At 70.6% G+C, this 18,691-nt stretch carries 17 protein-coding genes; 10 read left to right on the forward strand and 7 right to left on the reverse strand.

All coding sequences use genetic code 11. The features are described from left to right. Nucleotides 1-463: 463 nt before the first annotated feature. From ACFW3L_RS11995 to ACFW3L_RS12030, 8 genes are read left to right on the forward strand one after another with little or no spacing between them, the layout of a single operon-like run. Nucleotides 464-1,240 carry a helix-turn-helix transcriptional regulator gene (locus ACFW3L_RS11995; RefSeq protein ID WP_378739268.1) on the forward strand — a complete coding sequence of 259 codons (777 nt, stop codon included), beginning with the start codon at nucleotides 464-466 and terminating at the stop codon, nucleotides 1,238-1,240. A 19-nt stretch (nucleotides 1,241-1,259) separates the two neighbouring features. Continuing rightward, nucleotides 1,260-2,672: a Fe-S cluster assembly protein SufB gene (gene sufB, locus ACFW3L_RS12000; protein ID WP_378739270.1), complete on the forward strand. Its 1,413-nt coding sequence runs from the start codon at nucleotides 1,260-1,262 to the stop codon at nucleotides 2,670-2,672. A 1-nt stretch (nucleotide 2,673) separates the two neighbouring features. Further along, nucleotides 2,674-3,834 (forward strand): Fe-S cluster assembly protein SufD, encoded by a 1,161-nt coding sequence (gene sufD, locus ACFW3L_RS12005; RefSeq protein ID WP_378739272.1) that lies wholly within the window; start codon nucleotides 2,674-2,676, stop codon nucleotides 3,832-3,834. Further along, nucleotides 3,827-4,162 carry a non-heme iron oxygenase ferredoxin subunit gene (locus ACFW3L_RS12010; RefSeq protein WP_378739274.1) on the forward strand — a complete coding sequence of 112 codons (336 nt, stop codon included), beginning with the start codon at nucleotides 3,827-3,829 and terminating at the stop codon, nucleotides 4,160-4,162. Before sufD ends, ACFW3L_RS12010 begins: the two co-directional genes overlap by 8 nt. Before the next feature lie 8 nt (nucleotides 4,163-4,170). Then, nucleotides 4,171-4,932 carry a Fe-S cluster assembly ATPase SufC gene (sufC, locus tag ACFW3L_RS12015; RefSeq protein ID WP_378739276.1) on the forward strand — a complete coding sequence of 254 codons (762 nt, stop codon included), beginning with the start codon at nucleotides 4,171-4,173 and terminating at the stop codon, nucleotides 4,930-4,932. Between the two features lie 2 nt (nucleotides 4,933-4,934). Next, nucleotides 4,935-6,233, forward strand: a complete 1,299-nt coding sequence (locus ACFW3L_RS12020) for a cysteine desulfurase (protein WP_378739278.1) — start codon at nucleotides 4,935-4,937, stop codon at nucleotides 6,231-6,233. A 20-nt stretch (nucleotides 6,234-6,253) separates the two neighbouring features. Then, nucleotides 6,254-6,727: a Fe-S cluster assembly sulfur transfer protein SufU gene (sufU, locus tag ACFW3L_RS12025; RefSeq protein ID WP_378739280.1), complete on the forward strand. Its 474-nt coding sequence runs from the start codon at nucleotides 6,254-6,256 to the stop codon at nucleotides 6,725-6,727. Next, entirely contained in the window at nucleotides 6,728-7,105 is a 378-nt protein-coding gene (locus tag ACFW3L_RS12030; protein ID WP_378739282.1) for a metal-sulfur cluster assembly factor, read from the forward strand. Nucleotides 7,106-7,241: 136 nt separating this feature from the next. On the opposite strand, the gene ACFW3L_RS12035 is transcribed toward ACFW3L_RS12030, so the two are convergent. Both ACFW3L_RS12035 and ACFW3L_RS12040 read right to left on the reverse strand, forming a co-directional pair. Further along, the gene (locus ACFW3L_RS12035) at nucleotides 7,242-8,000 is read right to left on the reverse strand and encodes a DUF2470 domain-containing protein (protein WP_378739284.1); all 759 of its coding nucleotides are present in this window, start codon (nucleotides 7,998-8,000) and stop codon (nucleotides 7,242-7,244) included. Nucleotides 8,001-8,159: 159 nt separating this feature from the next. Beyond that, nucleotides 8,160-10,490, reverse strand: a complete 2,331-nt coding sequence (locus ACFW3L_RS12040; RefSeq protein ID WP_378739286.1) for a hypothetical protein — start codon at nucleotides 10,488-10,490, stop codon at nucleotides 8,160-8,162. Between the two features lie 616 nt (nucleotides 10,491-11,106). Between ACFW3L_RS12040 and ACFW3L_RS12045 the strand changes: the two genes are divergently transcribed. Then, nucleotides 11,107-12,048 carry an SGNH/GDSL hydrolase family protein gene (locus tag ACFW3L_RS12045; protein WP_378739288.1) on the forward strand — a complete coding sequence of 314 codons (942 nt, stop codon included), beginning with the start codon at nucleotides 11,107-11,109 and terminating at the stop codon, nucleotides 12,046-12,048. Between the two features lie 94 nt (nucleotides 12,049-12,142). On the opposite strand, the gene ACFW3L_RS12050 is transcribed toward ACFW3L_RS12045, so the two are convergent. The 5 genes from ACFW3L_RS12050 to ACFW3L_RS12070 form a co-directional block, all read right to left on the reverse strand. Further along, on the reverse strand, nucleotides 12,143-13,315 hold the full coding sequence (locus ACFW3L_RS12050; protein ID WP_378739289.1) for an EAL domain-containing protein: 1,173 nt from the start codon (nucleotides 13,313-13,315) through the stop codon (nucleotides 12,143-12,145). Between the two features lie 173 nt (nucleotides 13,316-13,488). After that, entirely contained in the window at nucleotides 13,489-14,727 is a 1,239-nt protein-coding gene (gene fabF, locus ACFW3L_RS12055; RefSeq protein ID WP_378739291.1) for a beta-ketoacyl-ACP synthase II, read from the reverse strand. A 133-nt stretch (nucleotides 14,728-14,860) separates the two neighbouring features. Next, on the reverse strand, nucleotides 14,861-15,103 hold the full coding sequence (locus ACFW3L_RS12060) for an acyl carrier protein (protein ID WP_357764252.1): 243 nt from the start codon (nucleotides 15,101-15,103) through the stop codon (nucleotides 14,861-14,863). Nucleotides 15,104-15,194: 91 nt separating this feature from the next. Continuing rightward, nucleotides 15,195-16,151: a beta-ketoacyl-ACP synthase III gene (locus tag ACFW3L_RS12065; RefSeq protein ID WP_378739293.1), complete on the reverse strand. Its 957-nt coding sequence runs from the start codon at nucleotides 16,149-16,151 to the stop codon at nucleotides 15,195-15,197. A gap of 2 nt (nucleotides 16,152-16,153) precedes the next feature. After that, on the reverse strand, nucleotides 16,154-17,137 hold the full coding sequence (locus ACFW3L_RS12070; RefSeq protein ID WP_378739295.1) for an ACP S-malonyltransferase: 984 nt from the start codon (nucleotides 17,135-17,137) through the stop codon (nucleotides 16,154-16,156). 254 nt (nucleotides 17,138-17,391) lie between these two features. Between ACFW3L_RS12070 and ACFW3L_RS12075 the strand changes: the two genes are divergently transcribed. Then, nucleotides 17,392-18,630, forward strand: a complete 1,239-nt coding sequence (locus tag ACFW3L_RS12075; RefSeq protein ID WP_378739297.1) for a PucR family transcriptional regulator — start codon at nucleotides 17,392-17,394, stop codon at nucleotides 18,628-18,630. Nucleotides 18,631-18,691 lie beyond the last annotated feature (61 nt).

Genomic DNA, 18,691 nt, shown 5'->3' on the forward strand with positions numbered 1-18,691 from the left:
TTTACGTGCGTCGGGCCTCCGCGCTTCACCACCCCGCCTTTCGGGGAGACGACCGGGATCGGGAACGGACCGAACGTCCCACTTCGGACAACCGGAACACGGGGTGCGTGTGGTGCTGATGGTGGAAGAATGGCGCATGGTTGCTGGTTGTGACCTGGGTGGCCGTGGTGTCGGCCGCGTGGGGGTGGCGCGCCGGACCGGGGCTCCCGCCAGGTTTCTCCCGGCGTTCCGACCACGACAATGGTCGGATGGTGATACCGCGGTCTCGCTGAGTGGGAAAGCGGTTCGACTGCGGGGTGGCCGAAAAGGGTGTCCGTGTGTGACCTTCGCGTGAAGTCCCAGATTAGGCAAGCCTGACCTTCGTGATCAAGCGCATCGAGCCGGGTTTGCCTAGGTGGACTTATTTAAGCCACACTGATGTTGTCTAAACCGAGAGCCGAGTGACGAGCGGGAGGGGAACACTGTGTCGGACCTGTCCGGTACGCCCGGTGCGCCCCGACCCCTGAGCGGACCCGACCACGGGACCCGCGCCCGCGTCGCCCGGCTCATCCTGGAGAAGGGTCCGATCACCGCCTCCTCGCTGGGGGAACGGCTCGGACTCACCCCGGCGGCCATCCGCCGCCACCTCGACAACCTGACCGTCGAGGGCATGGTCGAGGCCCGTGACGCGCGGCCCACGCACGGCCGTCGTCGCCGGGGCCGCCCCGCCCGGGTCTTCGCCATCACCGAAGCCGGGCGTGACGCCTTCGTCCACGCCTACGACGATCTCGCCTCCAACGCCCTGCGCTTCCTGGCGCGGACCTCCGGTCCCGAGGCGGTCGGCGAGTTCGCCCGGAGTCAGGTCGCTGACCTGGAGCAGCGCTACAAGCCCCTGCTGGACGCCGTTCCCCAGGAACAAAGGGTCCGGTTGCTGGCCGAGGCGCTCTCCAACGACGGCTACGCCGCCACCGCGGGCCAGGCGCCCGCGCCGGGTGGCGGCGACCAACTGTGCCAGCACCACTGCCCCGTCGCGCACGTGGCCGCCGAGTTCCCGCAGCTCTGTGAGGCCGAGATCGAGGCCTTCGCGCGGCTACTGGGCACCCCGGTGCGCAGGTTGGCCACCATCGCCCACGGCGACGGTGTGTGCACCACGCACGTCACCCCACGGGGGGACGGGGCGAGCGGGGAGGACGGCACCCCCGCGTCCAAGAAGGCCATCCGCCAGCGGGCGGGCGGCTCAGTTCACCAGAGGGACGTCTGAGTCCAGGAGGAGTCCGCGCATGACTTCTGTCGCGCACCCCGAGCTCGAAGGGCTCGGAACATATGAGTACGGCTGGGCCGACTCCGACGTGGCCGGAGCCTCGGCCCGTCGTGGCCTGAACGAAGAGGTCGTCCGGGACATCTCGGACAAGAAGAGCGAGCCGGAGTGGATGACCAAGCTCCGCCTCAAGTCGCTGAAGCTCTTCGGCAAGAAGCCCATGCCCGACTGGGGCGCGGACCTGTCCAAGATCGACTTCGACAACATCAAGTACTTCGTGCGGTCCACGGAGAAGCAGGCCACCTCCTGGGAGGACCTGCCCGAGGACATCAAGAACACGTACGACAGGCTGGGCATCCCCGAGGCCGAGAAGCAGCGCCTCGTCGCCGGTGTCGCCGCCCAGTACGAGTCCGAGGTCGTCTACCACCAGATCCGCGAGGACCTGGAGGAGCAGGGTGTCATCTTCCTGGACACCGACACCGCCCTCAAGGAGCACCCGGAGATCTTCGAGGAGTACTTCGGCTCCGTCATCCCGGCCGGTGACAACAAGTTCGCCGCGCTGAACACCGCCGTGTGGAGCGGCGGGTCGTTCATCTACGTGCCCAAGAACGTGCACGTGGAGATCCCGCTCCAGGCCTACTTCCGGATCAACACCGAGAACATGGGCCAGTTCGAGCGGACGCTGATCATCGTCGACGAGGGCGCCTACGTCCACTACGTCGAGGGCTGCACCGCGCCGATCTACAAGTCGGACTCGCTGCACTCCGCGGTCGTCGAGATCATCGTCAAGAAGAACGCCCGCTGCCGTTACACGACCATCCAGAACTGGTCGAACAACGTCTTCAACCTGGTCACCAAGCGCGCCATCGCCGAAGAGGGCGCGACCATGGAGTGGGTCGACGGCAACATCGGCTCCCAGGTCACCATGAAGTACCCGGCCGTCTACCTGATGGGCGAGCACGCCAAGGGTGAGACCCTCTCGATCGCCTTCGCGGGTGAGGGCCAGCACCAGGACACCGGCGCCAAGATGGTGCACTGCGCGCCCAACACCTCCTCCAAGGTCGTCTCCAAGTCGGTGGCGCGCGGCGGCGGTCGCTCCTCCTACCGCGGCCTGATCCAGGTCCAGGAGGGCGCCCACCTCGCCAAGTCCTCGGTGGAGTGCGACGCGCTGCTGATCGACACCATCAGCCGTTCCGACACCTACCCCTACAACGACCTGCGCGAGGACGACACCGAGCTCGCGCACGAGGCCACCGTCTCCAAGGTCAGCGAGGACCAGCTCTTCTACCTGATGAGCCGGGGGATGGGCGAGGAAGAGGCCATGGCCATGGTCGTCCGAGGATTCGTGGAGCCCATCGCACGGGAGCTCCCGATGGAGTACGCACTGGAGCTCAACCGTCTGATCGAGCTCCAGATGGAAGGATCGGTGGGATAAGTTGACGACCGCGAACACAGAGCCCAAGGCGCACAGCCACGGGCTGGGGCAGATTCCTGTCTCGAAGCTCGACACGCACGGCTCCAAGGACGTGGAGGCCTTCCCCGTCCCGAACGGGCGTGAGGAGGAGTGGCGGTTCACCCCGCTGCGCCGCCTCAAGGGGCTGCACGACTGGAAGGGCTCCGCCGACGGCGCGGACGAGGTCTCCGTGGACGCCCCCGAGGGCGTCACCGTCGAGACGGTCGGCCGTGACGACGAGCGTCTGGGCAAGGCGGGTCTGCCCGTCAACCGCGTGATCGCGCAGGCCTACACCTCGTTCGAGAAGGCCACCGTCGTCACCGTTCCGCAGTCGCTGGCCGCCGACAAGGCGATCACCATCGACCGCAAGGGGCTGGGCGGCACCGCGTTCGAGCAGCTGCTCATCGACGTCAAGCCGCTGGCCGAGGTCACCGTGATCATCACGAACACCGGTAGCGGTGTCCGTGCGGGGAGCCTCGACGTCCACGTCGGCGAGGGCGCCAAGCTCACGCTGGTCACTCTCCAGGAGTGGGACGACGACGCCGTCGAGGTCAGCCAGCACAACGCGCGTGTCGGCAAGGACGCCAGCTTCCGGTCGATCGTCATCACCCTCGGCGGGAACCTCGTGCGTCTGTCGCCGCGCGTGTCCTACGACGACCGCGGCGGCAACGCCGAGCTCTACGGGCTCTACTTCGCCGGCGACGGTCAGCACCACGAGCACCGCTCGCTGATCGACCACAACGTCTCCAACACCCGCTCCCGGGTGGACTACAAGGGCGCGCTGAGCGGCAAGGACGCCCACGCGGTCTGGATCGGTGACGTGATCATCGGCGAGGGGACCACCGGTACGGACTCCTACGAGAACAACCGGAACCTCCAGCTCACCGACGACACCCGTGTCGACTCCGTGCCGAACCTGGAGATCTTCACCGGTGAGGTCGCGGGCGCCGGGCACGCCAGCGCCAGCGGGCGGCTCGACGACATCCACCTCTTCTACCTGCGTTCGCGCGGTATCCCGGAGGAGGAGGCCCGCCGCCTCATCATCCGCGGCTACTTCCTGGACATCGTCAACCGCATCGACGACCAGGACCTGCGCGACCACGTCATGGAGAAGGTCGAGCGAAAGCTTGCCGCACATGAGTGAGCAGGGCGGTTGGGTCAAGGTCGCGGAACTCGACGAGATCCCCGAGGAAGGTGTCCTGGGGATCGAGACCGACGACGAGACCCCCATCGCGCTGGTGCGCACCGAGGGTGAGGTCTACGCGCTGCGGGACGTGTGCTCGCACGCGGAGGTCCGCCTCTCGGAGGGCGAGGTCGAGGACGGCACCCTCGAGTGCTGGCTCCACGGCTCCTGCTTCGACCTGCGCTCGGGGGCGCCGGTCAACCCGCCCGCCACCCAGCCGGTCCCCACCTACGACGTGAAGATCGACGGCGACGACGTGCTCGTGTCGCTGGATGACAAGAATTCCTGAGGCCTGAAATGACGAAGTTCGAAATCCGCGGTCTGCGCGCCGACGTCCTCATCAACGAGGACGAGCGGCAGGAGATCCTCAAGGGCGTTGACCTCACCATCAACTCCGGTGAGACCCACGCCATCATGGGCCCCAACGGCTCCGGCAAGTCCACCCTCGCCTACGCGATCGCGGGTCACCCGCGTTACGAGATCACCGAGGGCGAGGTCCTCCTCGACGGCGAGAACATCCTGGAGATGGAGGTGGACGAGCGGGCCCGTGCCGGCGTCTTCCTCGCCATGCAGTACCCGGTCGAGGTCCCGGGTGTCTCCATGTCCAACTTCCTGCGCAGCTCCGTCAGCGCGGTGCGCGGCGAGGCTCCCAAGCTCCGCCAGTTCTCCAAGGAGCTCCAGGGCGCGATGAAGGACCTGTCCATCGACTCGTCCTTCGCCGCCCGCGGCGTGAACGAGGGCTTCTCCGGCGGTGAGAAGAAGCGCCACGAGATCCTTCAGCTGGAGCTGCTCAAGCCGAAGGTCGCGATCCTGGACGAGACCGACTCCGGTCTGGACGTCGACGCGCTCAAGATCGTCTCCGAGGGCATCAACCGCGCCCAGGAGAGCAACGACCTCGGCGTCATGCTGATCACGCACTACACCCGCATCCTGAAGTACGTGCAGCCCGACTTCGTGCACGTCTTCTCCGGCGGCCGCATCGCCGAGTCCGGCGGTTCGGAGCTGGCCGACGTCCTCGAGGCCGAGGGCTACGAGCGGTTCGTGAAGGCGGGCGCGTAACCATGACCCTCCGCGAGCCCGGTCAGCCCGACACGGCTCCGCTCGACACGAAGGCGATCCGGGAGGACTTCCCGATCCTCTCCCGGACCGTCCGTGACGAGCGCCCGTTGGTGTACCTCGACTCCGGGGCGACCTCGCAGAAACCGCGCCAGGTGCTCGACGCCGAGCGCGGGTTCTACGAACGCCACAACGCGGCGGTGCACCGTGGGGCGCACCAGCTCGCGGAGGAGGCCACCGACGCCTACGAGTCGGCGCGGGAGACGATCGCCAGGTTCGTCGGCGCCGACGCCGACGAGGTGGTCTTCACCAAGAACGCCACCGAGGCGGTGAACCTGGTCGCGTACGCGATGAGCAACGCGGCCACGGCGGACGAGGGCCTGCGCCGCTTCCAGGTCGGTCCCGGCGACGAGATCGTCGTGACCGAGATGGAGCACCACGCCAACCTGGTGCCCTGGCAGCAGCTCTGCCAGCGCACCGGCGCGACGCTGCGCTGGTTCCCGGTGACCGACGAGGGCCGACTGGACCTGTCGGACCTGACCGAACTGGTCAACGTGCGCACGAAGCTGGTGGCGTTCGCGCACCAGTCCAACGTGCTCGGGACCGTCAACCCGGTGGCCCCGATCACCGCGCGGGCCCGTGAGGTCGGCGCGCTGGTGCTGCTGGACGCCTGCCAGTCGGTGCCGCACATGCCGGTGGACGTCCGTGAACTCGACGTGGACTTCCTGGCCTTCTCGGGGCACAAGATGCTCGGTCCCAACGGGATCGGCGTGCTCTGGGGGCGCCGGGAGCTGCTCGCGGCCATGCCGCCCTTCATCAGCGGCGGCTCGATGATCGGCGTCGTGCACATGAGCCACTCGACCTGGGCGGATCCGCCGCAGCGCTTCGAGGCCGGTGTGCCGATGGCCCCGCAGGCCGTCGGCCTGGCCGCGGCGTGTGACTACCTCTCCGAGGTGGGCATGGACCGGGTCGCCGCGCACGAGCACGAGCTCACCGCGTACGCGCTGAAGCGGGTGGGCGCGATCGAGGGCGTGCGGATCGTGGGCCCGACCGAGGCGGTCGACCGGGGCGGCGCGGTGTCGTTCGTGGTGGACGACATCCACCCGCACGACCTCGGCCAGGTCCTGGACGACCGTGGCGTCGAGGTCAGGGTGGGCCACCACTGTGCCTGGCCTCTGCACCGCAAGCTCGGTATCGTCGCGACCACACGCGCGTCCTTCTACCTCTACAACACGCTGGAGGACGTGGACGCGCTGGTGGAGGCCATCGGGGCCGCCCAGAGGTTCTTCGGAACCCGGGACTAGTACGAGGATTCTGCCTGACCATGCAGTTGGACGCGATGTACCAGGAAATCATCCTGGACCACTACCGGAACCCGCACCACAAGGGGCTGCGCGATCCGTACGACGCCGAGGCGCATCACATCAACCCCACGTGTGGGGACGAGGTGACGCTCCGGGTGACGCTGACCCCTGCCTCCGGTTCCGAGCTGGACGAGAAGGCCGTCGTCAGTGACGTCTCCTACGAGGGGATGGGCTGCTCGATCAGCCAGGCCAGCACCTCGGTGCTGACCGACCTGCTCATCGGCCGGACCGTCGCCGAGGGGATGCGGACCCTGGACGCGTTCACCGAGCTGATGCAGTCCAAGGGCAAGGGTGAGCCGGACGAGGACGTGCTGGAGGACGCCGTCGCGTTCGTCGGCGTGTCCAAGTACCCGGCTCGGATCAAGTGCGCCCTGCTGGGGTGGATGGCCTGGAAGGACGCGGTGTCGCAGTCCTTGGAGAAGGAAGGCGCCTGAATGAGTGACAACGAGACCACGAACACCGAGACCGCCGAGAAGCCCGAGGCCGCTCCCCGCTCCCCGGAGCAGGAGGCGCTGGCCGAGGAGATCGGTGAGGCGCTCAAGGACGTGATCGACCCCGAGCTCGGCGTGAACATCGTCGACCTGGGGCTGGTCTACGGGGTGAACCACGACGACGAGTCGATCACCCTGGACATGACCCTGACCAGTGCGGCCTGCCCGCTCACCGACGTGATCGAGGACCAGGCCAACAGCGCCCTGGACGAGTTCGAGCGCGAAGTGAAGATCAACTGGGTCTGGATGCCGCCGTGGGGTCCGGACAAGATCACCGACGACGGGCGTGACCAGCTGCGCATGCTGGGCTTCAACGTCTGATCCGACTCCGTCGGAGCGCGGGCCGGGACCCTTCGGGGTTCCGGCCCTTCGCGTGTCCGGACCGCCCCCGGGCTGCGCGCGGTGCCCCGGGCGTTCTCTGAGGGGCCGACGGTGCCGGGCGCGTTCGCCGCGCGGGTCAGCACTGGTGCCGGTCGAGCCCGGCCATCTCCTGGACCTCGTGGGCGACGTCGTGCGGGGTGCACGCGGGTCTTCTGAAGGGGATACGGACGTCGTGGTCGCCGTCCGGGCCCTCCAACCGCAGCCGCAGGCCGTGCCGGTCCACGCCGAGCGGCCGGGGACGCCCCGGAGGGAGCTGGACGCCGCAGCGGCTGACCAGGGCCCAGAGCACGTCGGGGTGGTCGTCCTCCAGGTGGCGCAGCCAGGGCCCCTCCCAGCGGCCGAAGGGGTCCGCCGCCGCGTCGGTGAACTCCTCGGGGTTCAGCAGGTGACAGCCCTCGTGGTCGGAGTGGATGATCAGGTGGGGGGTCATCACGATCAGGGTGCGCCCGTGGCCCAGGTCGAGCAGGCGCTCGTCGAGGTCGTCGGCCAGGGCGGCGAGCGCGCGGTCGCGAGCCTCACGTGGGGAGGGGGCACGCAGCTCGCCGCTGATCCACAGCAGGGAGCGGGTCGGGTCGCGCAGGTCCACCGGGGCCGTGTCGGTGAACTCGACGGTGGCCTCCAGGGTGCCCTCACCGATCTCGGCCAGCACGCGGTGCTGGTCGGGGACGAGCAAAGTGACCTCGCCCTGGAAGGTGGTGTGGCAGACGGCTCCGGTCAGGTGCAGGGAGACGTCGTTGCTGGTGACCGTGGCCGGGTTGGGCCTGGACAGGACGGAGCGCGCCCGTTCGGCGGGGGAGGGCGTGAGGGAGTTCGGGTACGGCAGCAGGAGGACCACCTCAAATCAATTAGGTAAGGCTAACCTACATCCTCCCGGCCTCATGGGGAACCCCCGGCCCTGGGAACGACGTCCCCGCGCACGAAGAAGGGGGCCGCCCCGGAACGTGTCCGGTGCGGCCCCCTCCGAGCGGTCGTCCGCTGGTGCCTGGTCAGGTGCCTAGTGCGTGGCGAACATGGCCGAGCGCAGCTCGCCCGCGATGTCCTCGTCGCCGCGCAGCGACAGCGCCTCCAGCAGCGCCTGGGGTTCGGCCAGCGACTCGTCGCCGTGGTCGGTGATCCGGCGCGACAGGATCCTGAGCGCCTCCTCCGTGGCGGCCGGGGCCGTGTAGCCGATCAGGTGCAGCGCGCGTGCGGCCGGAGGATGCCCGCTGAGGTCCCCGGCGGGCAGCTTGCGCGCGTCCAGCCGGTCACCCGAGACCGTGATGAACATGCGGTCGCCCGGCTGGGCGGCCTGGCGGCGCAGGAGTGGGCGCAGGGAGTCGAAGGCGGGCTGGTCGCGCCAGACCAGCACCAGCAGGTCCGCGCCGGGAGCCGTGAGGCACAGCAGACGGCCGGGCTGCAACCCCAGGTGGGTCGCGTAGCCGGTGGGCACCGCCACGGGAGCGCCGTTGAGGTGGTCCGCGGTGATGTCGATGCGGTGCCACCAACGGCCGTCCGGGGCGCGGAAGCAGCGGGCCGAGGCGGCAGGGTCGCTGGCCCCGGGGCGGACCGGACCGTGGTGCGTCGTACGGCTCACCGGAGGCATCGGCGGGGACGACGGAAGGGGCGGTGAGACGGGCGCGAACCCGTTCTGCTCGGGGTCGGATCGGTGCTGGTGGAGCGGTTCGGCGCCGTGGGCGACGGGGTCGGCCGGGCCGGGCTGGCCGTCGGGGCGGCGCCGGATCGGCAGGCCGTTCTCGGTGGTGGCGCCGGACTCCTCGGTGGCGTGACCGTCGTGCGGAGCCTCCATGGGGACGGAGGTGTCCACGTACACGCTTCCGTCGCGCAGGCTCACCCCGGGGGTGCTCAGCAGCCAGGCGCGCAGTTCCTGCGGGCGGATACCGATCCGGCCCAGCCGGATGCCCGCCTCGGTCAGGTTGGGGCCGTCGCCCAGCAGCTCGCGGGTCTGCCAGCGCAGCTTGCTGGGGTCGTCCGCGATGAGCCAGCCGTTGTGCATGCGCCGGTCGGTGAAGAGCGTGATGATCACGCGCCACAGCGGCGTGTGCAGCGTGGGCACGTCCACCGGGTGGTCCGGGTGCGCGTTGATGAGCCGGTCGATGGTGGTCGCGGAACCGAGCTGCTCGGAGAGTTCGCGCAGGTGCTTGGTGATCGCCGCTCCCTCGGGCGAACCCAACCAGCGCAGGAGGCGTTCCTCCACCTTGCGCTGCGCCCCGCGTATCTCGGTCACGTCCACCGAGATCTGCTCCGAGAGGACCCGGATGCTGATCGGGTCGGTGGCGAAGAGCCGTTCGGCGGCCACCGTCCGCTCCAGCTCGGGCCAGGAACGGAACATCTCCTCGACCTGGTCCACCAGCGGGTGCTGGCCCAGGACGGGCGCCGGGGGCTCCTCCACGCGTTCGGGGGCGGGCGCCTTGGTCCGGCTGAAGCTGGGGCGGCGCAGCGTCCGACCGGGGCCCAGGAGCGAGCTGCGGAACTGCGAGCGCAGGTCCCCGACGCCGCTGGTCGCGGTCTCCACCGCCGCACTGCTGACCGTCTCGGCGCTCAGGGCCGAGCCCGGGATCATCGCCGCGGAGCTGACCATGCCGCCGACCGCAGCCGCGGGGGCCTCCGCCACGGGGACGGACCCCGGCTCCGCGGGCTGCTCCACGGTGGGCTGGTCCTGGTCCCGCTGGGCACGCAGGGCGCGCAGGGTCCGGATCGCTCGGGTGGCGGGGGTCTGCGGTGGATACGCGGAGTCCCCGGAACCACCGTTCCGGTCGGGCGCGCCACCGGAACCGGTGGCGCTCTCCAGGTAGTCCAGCGCGCTGCGCACGTGATCGGGGGCGGAGTCGGGGAGCCAGTGCGCGATGGTCCGCACGGCCTCCGTCATCAGCGCGGGGGAGGGGGTGGGCCCGCCGGGGAGTTCGCAGCAGGGCTGGAGGGCTCGCCAGGCGACGGTGCTCACGATGTCCAGGACACCACAGCCCGGCAGGCGCCAGTCGTGCATCTCCTGGGGGGTGGACGCGATGAGGCGGTCCCAGTCACCAGCGGTGTTGACCACGGCGCCCCTGACCGGTTCGGCCAGGTCGGAGCAGTCCACCGGCTGGGTGCGCAGGCTCGGCAGGAACTCCGAGAGGGCGATGTGCCCCCAGTGTTCGACCGCGAGGCGCGCCAGACCGTTCGCCAGCCAGGGCGGGCCGGCGATGTCCAGGACACGGGTGACGGGGAGCGAGTGCCACCAGCCGTCGATGAGACGGTCGTGCTGGAGCAGGGGCGCCACGTCCGGCGATCTCGACCACCGCAGGGCGGGCGCGAGGTCGACGAGGCAGATCGGAGAGACGGCGTTCATCCGCTGGGGACCTCGACCTCCTGGTGTCTGCACGTGAATTGGGGAGGAACCGCACGGGCCTTCGGTTCGATGCACCACAGTACGCGCCCTTGACCCGGGAGAGGACGGATCTTGAACCGACTCGGTCGTCCGCGTGGGGGCACGGCGGGCCGAGGGACAGGGGTGCCGTGAGCACTTCTCCGAGATCGTACGTGCCCCGGGCCCACATGGGTAGTCCCGGGCGGACGGGGTGTGCCGATACCCGGAGGTGACCTCCGCGTGTGATCACCGTGACCAAGGAGATTCCCCCTCAGAGGCCACTTCGAGTTGTGATCTACCTCATAAGGGACTTCTGGCTCTTCTCGGGTCCTCCGGGCGTTGTTCCCTCGGTGCCCCAGCAGCACGCGCGAGCCCGGCACGCTGACGTCGGTCGCGGGTATGCTGGACGGGCACTGTCCTCTCCCGAGCGCCCCTCGGCCGGGTGTCCGCGACGCGGCTCACCTCGGGGCCGACGGTGCTCGGACACTCGGGCCAGCGGCAGACCGCGACCCGCCAAGACTTCCGTCCCACGCACCCCGGCGCATGGCAGGCGCGGGACGGTCGATCCGGATGATTGGTTGACGTGACAGACCTTGAGATGAATCCCCCCGCTGCTGCGCCCGTGGACAGACCGGAGCTCATCCGGTCCTACGTGGCGATCGGTGACAGCATCACAGAGGGGATGCTGGACGACAGCGGTCCCGGCGGTGAGTACCGGGGGTTCGCGGACCGCCTCGCGGAACACCTGGGCACGCTCTCCCCGGACTTCCGCTACGCCAACCTCGGCGTCCGAGGACGTCGGATGAAACACATCTTCGGTGAACAGCTCGAACAGACCCTCGCGTGGAAGCCCGACCTGGTCACCGTGCTGGCGGGCGGCAACGACGTCCTCCGCCCCGGCGGGGACCTCGACGCGCTGGCCGAGAAGTTCGAGTGGGGCGTGCGCCAGCTGCGGGACGCGGGCATCCGCGTGGTGATCCTGGCGGGCCACGACACCGGATGGATCCCGGTCCTGCGCCTGTACCGGGGCCGGATCGCGGTGTTCAGCATGCACATGCGGGCCGTGGCCGAGCGCACCGGCACCGAGATCGTGGACCTGTGGGCCCTCAACGCCCTCAACGATCCCCGGGCCTGGAGCGACGACCGGCTGCACCCCAACGGCGCCGGACACCAGATCGTCGCGGCCCGCGTCGCCGACCTGCTCGGGCACCCCATGGGTCCGCCCGAGTCCTGGACCGACCCGTGGGCCACCCCGCCCCAGCAGCTGCCCCGCATCCTGCGTCGCAGGGAGGGCCGCCGCTGGGCCCGCCAGTACCTCGTGCCGTGGCTGCGCCGGCGCGCGATGGGCCGCTCCTCCGGTGACGGCCTCCTGCCGCGCCGGCCCGAGCTGGACTACCTGCACGACGAGCAGACCCGCGAACAGCTGCGGGAGGAACTGCGCAGGTCCGGAGCGGACACGCACTACAACGACTACTCGGCGGACGACACGCCCCCGACCAGCAGCCCTTCGGGCACCAAGGGCCCCGAGCCCCTGCGCTGACCGCGCCGGGCCCGCCAGCCCTCACTGTGGCCGCGTTCCCGCTTCTTCGGGGAGCGCGGCCACCGTGCTGTCCGGGGTCGTGGTGCCGTCCGGGTCACTGCCGGGACAGCGACTGGATGAGGTCGCTCACGTGCACGACCCCCACGCACTGGCCGTAGGGGTTGGTCACGATCAGGTCGTCGTAGACCCGCTCACGGTCCTGCCCCGCCACCCGCAGCGCCGAGATCGCGGACATCCACGCGGGCACCGTCCGGGGCGACTCCGCCAGCCGCAGCGCGGGGCGCTTGGCGTGCAGGGCGTGCCCGTACCTCCCGGTGACCGACAGCAGGAACCGGGTCCGGTCGATGACCCCCGTCGGCCGCTCCCGGTGGTCGATGAGCACCACGCTGTTGAGCGCGGTGTCCCCGGTGAACGCCTCCAGGACGTGCTCACCGGTGGACTCCGAGTCGAAGTCCAGCGGCGGCACCATGAACTCGGTGACCCGGGGGCCCGCGTCGGTGTCGTCCAGGGAGGTGGCCGCCGGTTCCGGCACCGGCGTCACCTTCTCGCCGGGCCGCCAGGCGGGGTCCGCGAAGTACGCGCCACAGCCCAACCGCACCCCGCACGCGCGCAGGCGCACGATCTCCTCGCTCCGGGCCACGCCGTCGGCCATCGCGTACACGCCGCTGCTGCGCCCGATCCGGGCCAGCCCGTCCACGATCCCCCCGTTGCGCTGGTCTCCGTCGATCCCCGAGACCAGGACGGGGTCCAACCGGACCAGGAACGGGGTGGCCTCCACGACCAGGTCGGGCCGGGCCATCGCGGTCCCGAACCCACAGCGGAAACCCAACGAGCGCAACCCGGAGACCGCTGTCAGGACGGAGGCCCGAGGCAGCTCCACGAGGTCGGGCGTGAGCATCAGGGTCACGTCGCGCGGCCGACGTCCGGCCCGGCGCAGCGCGCTCTCGACCAACCGGGGCAGGTCGGTGCCGTCGATGAGGGCGGCCGAGGGCAGGGGCAGGACCAACGGCGACAGGCTCTCCACGCCGGCACCGGCGCGCACCAGGGAGGCCAGCCACTCGGCCACCAGAGCGGAACCACCGCCCCGTCCGTCGGGGCGGCCCAGCCCCGCGGGAACGGCGGCGACGACCTCCACGGCCACCACAGCGCCGGAGTCCAGGTCCACGACAGGACGGAAGGCCGGGCCGCGACGGCGGCGTCCGGGCTGGTCATCGGCGGTGGGAGCCGGGCGGGTGTGGGAGCGAGGCAGGGTGGACACGTCTGCCATGGTCGCGCGTGGGACACGCCCGTATAAAGACCCGGGCGGCGGAGTTCGCCCGTTCTTGGGACACGGGCCGCCGGGCGTTCACGAACGGTCGACGGGGGTCACGGACACGACAGTGGGCGTCACCCTACGGTGACGCCCACTGGAGGATCCGACGCCGTGTGCGGACCGAAGGATCAGGCGCGGCGGAAGGCCACGGCGATGTTGTGGCCGCCGAACCCGAAGGACTCGTTGATGGCGGCGACGTCCCCGCTCGGCATCTCCCGGGGCTTGTCGCGGACGATGTCCACGGCCGCCTCCGGGTCGAGCTCGGAGATGTTGATGGTCGGCGGGATCTGGCCCTCGTGCAGCGCGAGGATCGTCGCGATCGACTCCACCGCCCCGGCGCCGCCCAGGAGGTGGCCCGTCATGGACTTGGTGGAGGTCACCGCGACCCGGTCGGCGGCGGACTCGCCCAGGGCCGAGCGGATCGCGCGGGTCTCACCGACGTCCCCGGCCGGGGTCGACGTGGCGTGCGCGTTGACGTGCACGATGTCGCTCGGTCGGAGGTCGGCGTCGGCCAGCGCCTGGGTGATGGCACGGGCCTGGCCCGCGCCCTCCGGGTCCGGCATGACGATGTCGTGGGCGTCGTCGGTGTAGCCGACACCGGCGGCGTGGGCGTACACGTGCGCGCCGCGCCTGGCGGCGTGCTCGGCCGACTCCAGGACGAGGATGCCCGCGCCCTCGCCCATGACGAAGCCGTCGCGGTTCCTGTCCCAGGGGCGGGACGCGGTCTGCGGGTCGTCATTGCGCGTGGACAGCGCGCGCATGGAGGCGAAGGAGGCGATGTTCAGGGGGTGGATCGCGGCCTCGGTACCGCCCGCGATCACCACGTCGGCCCGGCCCGCGCGGATCATGTCCACACCGTTGGCGATCGCCTCGGCGCTGGAGGCGCAGGCGCTGACCGGGGCGTGGGCGCCCGCGCGCGCGGTGAACTCCAGGGCCACGGCGGCGGCCGGGCTGTTAGGCATGAGCATGGGCACGGTGAACGGGGAGACCCGCTTCCAGCCCTTCTCACGGAAGGTGTCGTACTGCTCCAGGATGGTGAGGATGCCACCGATGCCGCTGGAGACCACCACGCCGAGACGGAGGGGGTCGACGTCGGGGGCGCCCGCGTGGTCCCAGGCCTCCTGCGCCGCGATCAGGGCGAACTGCTGGGTCCGGTCGAGGCGGCGCAGCCGGGGGCGCGGCAGCTTCTCCGAGGGTTCCTGCGCGATCTGCCCGGCGAAGTGCACCGGAAGCTTCTCGTGCCAGTCCTCCGGCAGCATGCTGATTCCGGAGCGGCCGTCGAGGAGCGCGGACCATGTGGTCGCGACGTCACCCCCGAGGGGGGTGGTGGCGCCGAGGCCGGTGACGACGACATCGGTCTTGGACATGATCCGATCGCCCTTCTCGTGGGTCGATCCCGGCTCGGTGCCGGGAGGCGTGGCGAATGAGTGGGTCTGGGGTGTCCTTGGTGGGGACGGGTCGGGCCGCCGGACCGGGGTGCGGACCGGCGGCCCGGACGCGCTACTTCTGGATGAAGTTGATGACGTCCTGGACCGTCTTGAGGTCCTTGAGCTGGTCGTCGGGGATCTCCACGCCGAACTTGTCCTGCGCGGCGACGGCGATCTCGACCATGGACAGCGAGTCGATGTCCAGGTCGTCCACGAACGACTTCTCGGGGGTGACCTCGGCGGGCTCCGTACCGACGATCTCCTCGACGATGTCGCCGAGGCCCTTGAGGATGTCCTGCTCGCTGTGGTCGGCCATGTCGTGTTTCTCCTTGCTTGACGAACGTGGTGTCGGTGACGTTCCCGAACGGGGCGGGCGGGCCCGCGTCCGCTGGGATCGGATCATCGGATCAGGGGATGCGGATCACCTGTGCGGCGTAGACCAGGCCCGCACCGAATCCCAGGGTGAGCACGGTGCTCCCCGACGGCAGCTCCCCGCGTTCGACCATGCGCGACAGCGCGAGAGGGATCGAGGCGGAGGAGGTGTTGCCAGCGGTGACGATATCGCGGGCCACGAGTGCCTGGGGTGCCCCCAGCTTGCGCGCGATGGACTCGACGATCCGCAGGTTGGCCTGGTGGGGCACGAAGGCGGTGAGCTCGGACGGCTCCACACCGGCGCGCTCCAGCGCCTCCAGGGCCACCTTGTACAACTCGGTGGTGGTCCACCGGAAGACGGCCTGACCCTCCTGGTGGAGGTACTTGCCCTCACGCAGGTGGATCGTGTCGGCGCGCTCGCCCGAGGAACCCCAGACGACCGGACCGACGGCGTGCTCCTCGGAGGCCGAGACCACGGCGGCCCCGGCACCGTCGGCGAAGATCACACAGGTGGACCGGTCCTCCCAGTCCACCCAGTCGCTGAGCTTCTCCGAGCCGATCACCAGGACGTTGCGCGAGCTTCCGGCCCGGACCGAGTCCGAGGCCAGCCCGAGCGCGTAGACGAAGCCCGCGCAGGCCGCGTTGACGTCGAAGGCACCCGGAGCGGAGATGCCGAGCCGCGCGGCGACGGTCGCCGCGGTGTTGGGGATCTGGTCCTGCACGGTGCAGGTGGCCACGATCACCAGGTCGATGTCCTCGGGGGAGAGCCCGCCCGCCGCGAGGGCCTTGCCTCCGGCGGCGACGGCCATGCTCGCCACGGAGTCCTCGGGTCCGGCGACGCGACGCTCCCTGATGCCCACACGGCTCTGGATCCACTCGTCGTTGGTGTCGACGCGGGCCTCCAGATCGGCGTTGGTCACGACCCGCGACGGCTGGTACCCGCCGAAGGAACGGATCGCGGCACCGCCGGGCGCACTGGGGACGTTGAACATGCTCAGCCTTCCTGCTGGCTGCTCGCGGGGGAGGGGGTCCCCGCGTGCTCCTTGATGAGAGCGCTGGCGCGTTCGAGGTCGTCGGGGGTCTTCACCGCGAGGATCTCGATGCCACGCAGCGCGCGCTTGGCGAGGCCACTGAGCGTGCCCGCCGGGGTCAGCTCGATGAACGCGGTCACCCCGAGGTCGGAGAGGGTGTCGGTGCAGGCGTCCCAGCGGACCGGCGAGGAGATCTGCGAGACCAGGCGGTCCAGGTACTCGGCGCCGCTCTCGACCACGGCTCCGTCGGCGTTCGACAGAAGACGGACGCTGGGGTCGGCGGTGGCCAGGCTCCGGGCGGCGTCCCGCACCCGCTCCACGGCCGGGGCCATGTGCTCGGTGTGGAAGGCGCCCGCCACGGACAGGGGCCGCAGCCGGGCCCGCTCGGGCGGGTTCTCGGCGAACGCCGCCAGCTGGGCGGTGGTTCCGGCGGCCACGATCTGACCGGAGCCGTTGTCGTTGGCCGGGGTCAGCCCGGCGGCCTCGATGGCGGCCAGGACGGCCTCGCGCTCACCGCCCAGGATCGCGGTCATCCCGGTCTCGGTGCGGGCGGCGGCGTCGGCCATCCCACGGCCGCGCTCGGCCACCAGGGCCAGCGCGTCCTTGGGGGAGAGCACACCGGCCAGCGCGGCGGCGGTGAACTCACCGACGCTGTGCCCGGCCGTGGCGTCCACGAGGGAGGGCGAGGCGGGCAGCGGGGCGCCGGGGGCGGTCAGCGGGCCGAGCAGCGCGGTGGCCGCGGCCAGGCCGGCGCTCACCAGGAGCGGTTGGGCGACGGCGGTGTCGCGGATCTCGTCCGCGTCCGCCGTGGTGCCGTAGCGCACGAGGTCGAGACCGGTCACCTCGGACCACGAGGAGAACGTCTCGGCCATGCCGGGGAGTTCGAGCCACGGGGAGAGGAAACCGGGAACCTGGGCGCCTTGGCCTGGAGCAACGATTACAAGCACGACATCAACCTTGCCCTGTAGGAGATCACCAGCTGGATGGTGGGAGACACGAAGTTCACCGAAGTCCTTTTGTAGGTAATCCACAAAAAGCCACCGGTGATGTCCCCACAAACCCGAAACGGGTGGAGGAGATCACTTTCCGACGGTACGCGGGCCCCCTCACGCCTCGCTCCCGGACCGCCCGGTGCGGGGCGTGACGGCCGACACGGAGGCGAACTCCGGATCGGGTGCGGAGAGGATGCGAACCTAGACGAGTGAACACCGAACCCCGACCGACCGAGGACGGCGCGAGCGCGCCGACCGGGAACGGCGCCCCTCAGGACCAGATCCGCGCCGAGACCGTCCGACGCCTGGAACGCTCCATGGGGGCGCTGGGCACCGCGGCGGTCAGCCGTATGGAGGAGCGACTCGGCTGGTTCCGCCGGATGTCGGCCCAGGACCGGTCGTGGATCGGCCTCGTGGCGCAGTCCGGAGTGGCGGCCTTCGTGGACTGGTTCCGTGACCCGGAACGCGGTCGTCCCGCGATCACGGTGGAGGTCTTCGGCACCGCCCCGCGCGAACTGACCCGGTCGGTCTCCCTCCAGCAGACCGTCGACATGATCCGGGTGGTCATCGAGGTGGTCGAGAACCAGGTCGACGACCTGGCCGCCCCGGGCGGCGAACAGCAGCTGCGCGAGGCGATGCTCCGCTACACGCGCGAGGTGGCCTTCAGCTCCGCCAAGGTCTACGCCCGCGCGGCCGAGGCCCGTGGCGCCTGGGACGCCCGGCTGGAGGCGCTGATCGTCGACGCGCTCCTGCACGGGGACCAGGTGGAGGGGCTCCAGACCTGGGGGTCGGCGCTGGGCTGGTCGCACACGCCGGTGATCGCGGTGGCCGGGGACATCGGTGACGAGGACGGCGGCAAGGTCATGGACGACCTGCGCTCGGCCGCCCGCCGCCTGGGCTACGACGTACTGGCGGGCATGCAGGGGCGTCGCGTGGTCGTGGTGGTCGGGGTGGGGGACCGCCATCCGGTCGACGACCTCCCGATCGAGCCGGTGGAGCCCCTGGCGGGGCTGTTCGGAGACGGACCCGTGGTGGTGGGCCCGGCCGTGGCGGACCTGCACGCGGCGGGATCGTCGGTGCGGTCCGCGGTGAACGGTCTGCGGGCCGCCGTCGCGTGGCCCGACGCGCCCCGGCCGGTGCTCGCCGACGACCTGCTGCCGGAGCGGGCCCTGGAGGGTGACACGGAGGCCCGCCACCAGCTGGTGACGGAGGTGTACCTGCCGCTCCAGGGCGCCGGTTCTCCGCTGCTGGACACGTTGTCGGTGTACCTCGAGCACGCCTCGTCACTGGAGGCCACGGCGCGCATGCTCTTCGTGCACCCGAACACGGTGCGCTACCGGCTGAGCCGGATCTCCGAGCTCACCGGGCACATCCCCTCGGACGGGCGCGGCTCCTTCGTGCTTCGGGTGGCGGTGGCTCTGGGCCGATTGTCCGAAACCCGGGACTGATCCTCCCGGTGGCCGGTGTCGGCCACGCTCGGGGGCGTGACCTCCGCCACGTCGTAATCTG

Origin of the sequence: Nocardiopsis sp. NPDC058789, from assembly GCF_042745575.1 — a bacterium.
GTDB classification, from domain to species: Bacteria; Actinomycetota; Actinomycetes; order Streptosporangiales; family Streptosporangiaceae; genus Nocardiopsis; species Nocardiopsis eucommiae.

What these genes read in the sequence shown, in the direction of transcription:
- ACFW3L_RS12010 (WP_378739274.1), top strand. Translation starts at nt 3,827, where the DNA reads ATGAGTGAGCAGGGCGGTTGGGTCAAGGTCGCGGAACTCGACGAGATC.
- ACFW3L_RS12065 (WP_378739293.1), bottom strand. Translation starts at nt 16,151, where the DNA reads ATGTTCAACGTCCCCAGTGCGCCCGGCGGTGCCGCGATCCGTTCCTTC.
- ACFW3L_RS12030 (WP_378739282.1), top strand. Translation starts at nt 6,728, where the DNA reads ATGAGTGACAACGAGACCACGAACACCGAGACCGCCGAGAAGCCCGAG.
- ACFW3L_RS12045 (WP_378739288.1), top strand. Translation starts at nt 11,107, where the DNA reads ATGAATCCCCCCGCTGCTGCGCCCGTGGACAGACCGGAGCTCATCCGG.
- sufU (WP_378739280.1), top strand. Translation starts at nt 6,254, where the DNA reads ATGCAGTTGGACGCGATGTACCAGGAAATCATCCTGGACCACTACCGG.
- sufC (WP_378739276.1), top strand. Translation starts at nt 4,171, where the DNA reads ATGACGAAGTTCGAAATCCGCGGTCTGCGCGCCGACGTCCTCATCAAC.
- fabF (WP_378739291.1), bottom strand. Translation starts at nt 14,727, where the DNA reads ATGTCCAAGACCGATGTCGTCGTCACCGGCCTCGGCGCCACCACCCCC.
- ACFW3L_RS12020 (WP_378739278.1), top strand. Translation starts at nt 4,935, where the DNA reads ATGACCCTCCGCGAGCCCGGTCAGCCCGACACGGCTCCGCTCGACACG.
- ACFW3L_RS12060 (WP_357764252.1), bottom strand. Translation starts at nt 15,103, where the DNA reads ATGGCCGACCACAGCGAGCAGGACATCCTCAAGGGCCTCGGCGACATC.
- sufB (WP_378739270.1), top strand. Translation starts at nt 1,260, where the DNA reads ATGACTTCTGTCGCGCACCCCGAGCTCGAAGGGCTCGGAACATATGAG.
- ACFW3L_RS12040 (WP_378739286.1), bottom strand. Translation starts at nt 10,490, where the DNA reads ATGAACGCCGTCTCTCCGATCTGCCTCGTCGACCTCGCGCCCGCCCTG.
- ACFW3L_RS12050 (WP_378739289.1), bottom strand. Translation starts at nt 13,315, where the DNA reads ATGGCAGACGTGTCCACCCTGCCTCGCTCCCACACCCGCCCGGCTCCC.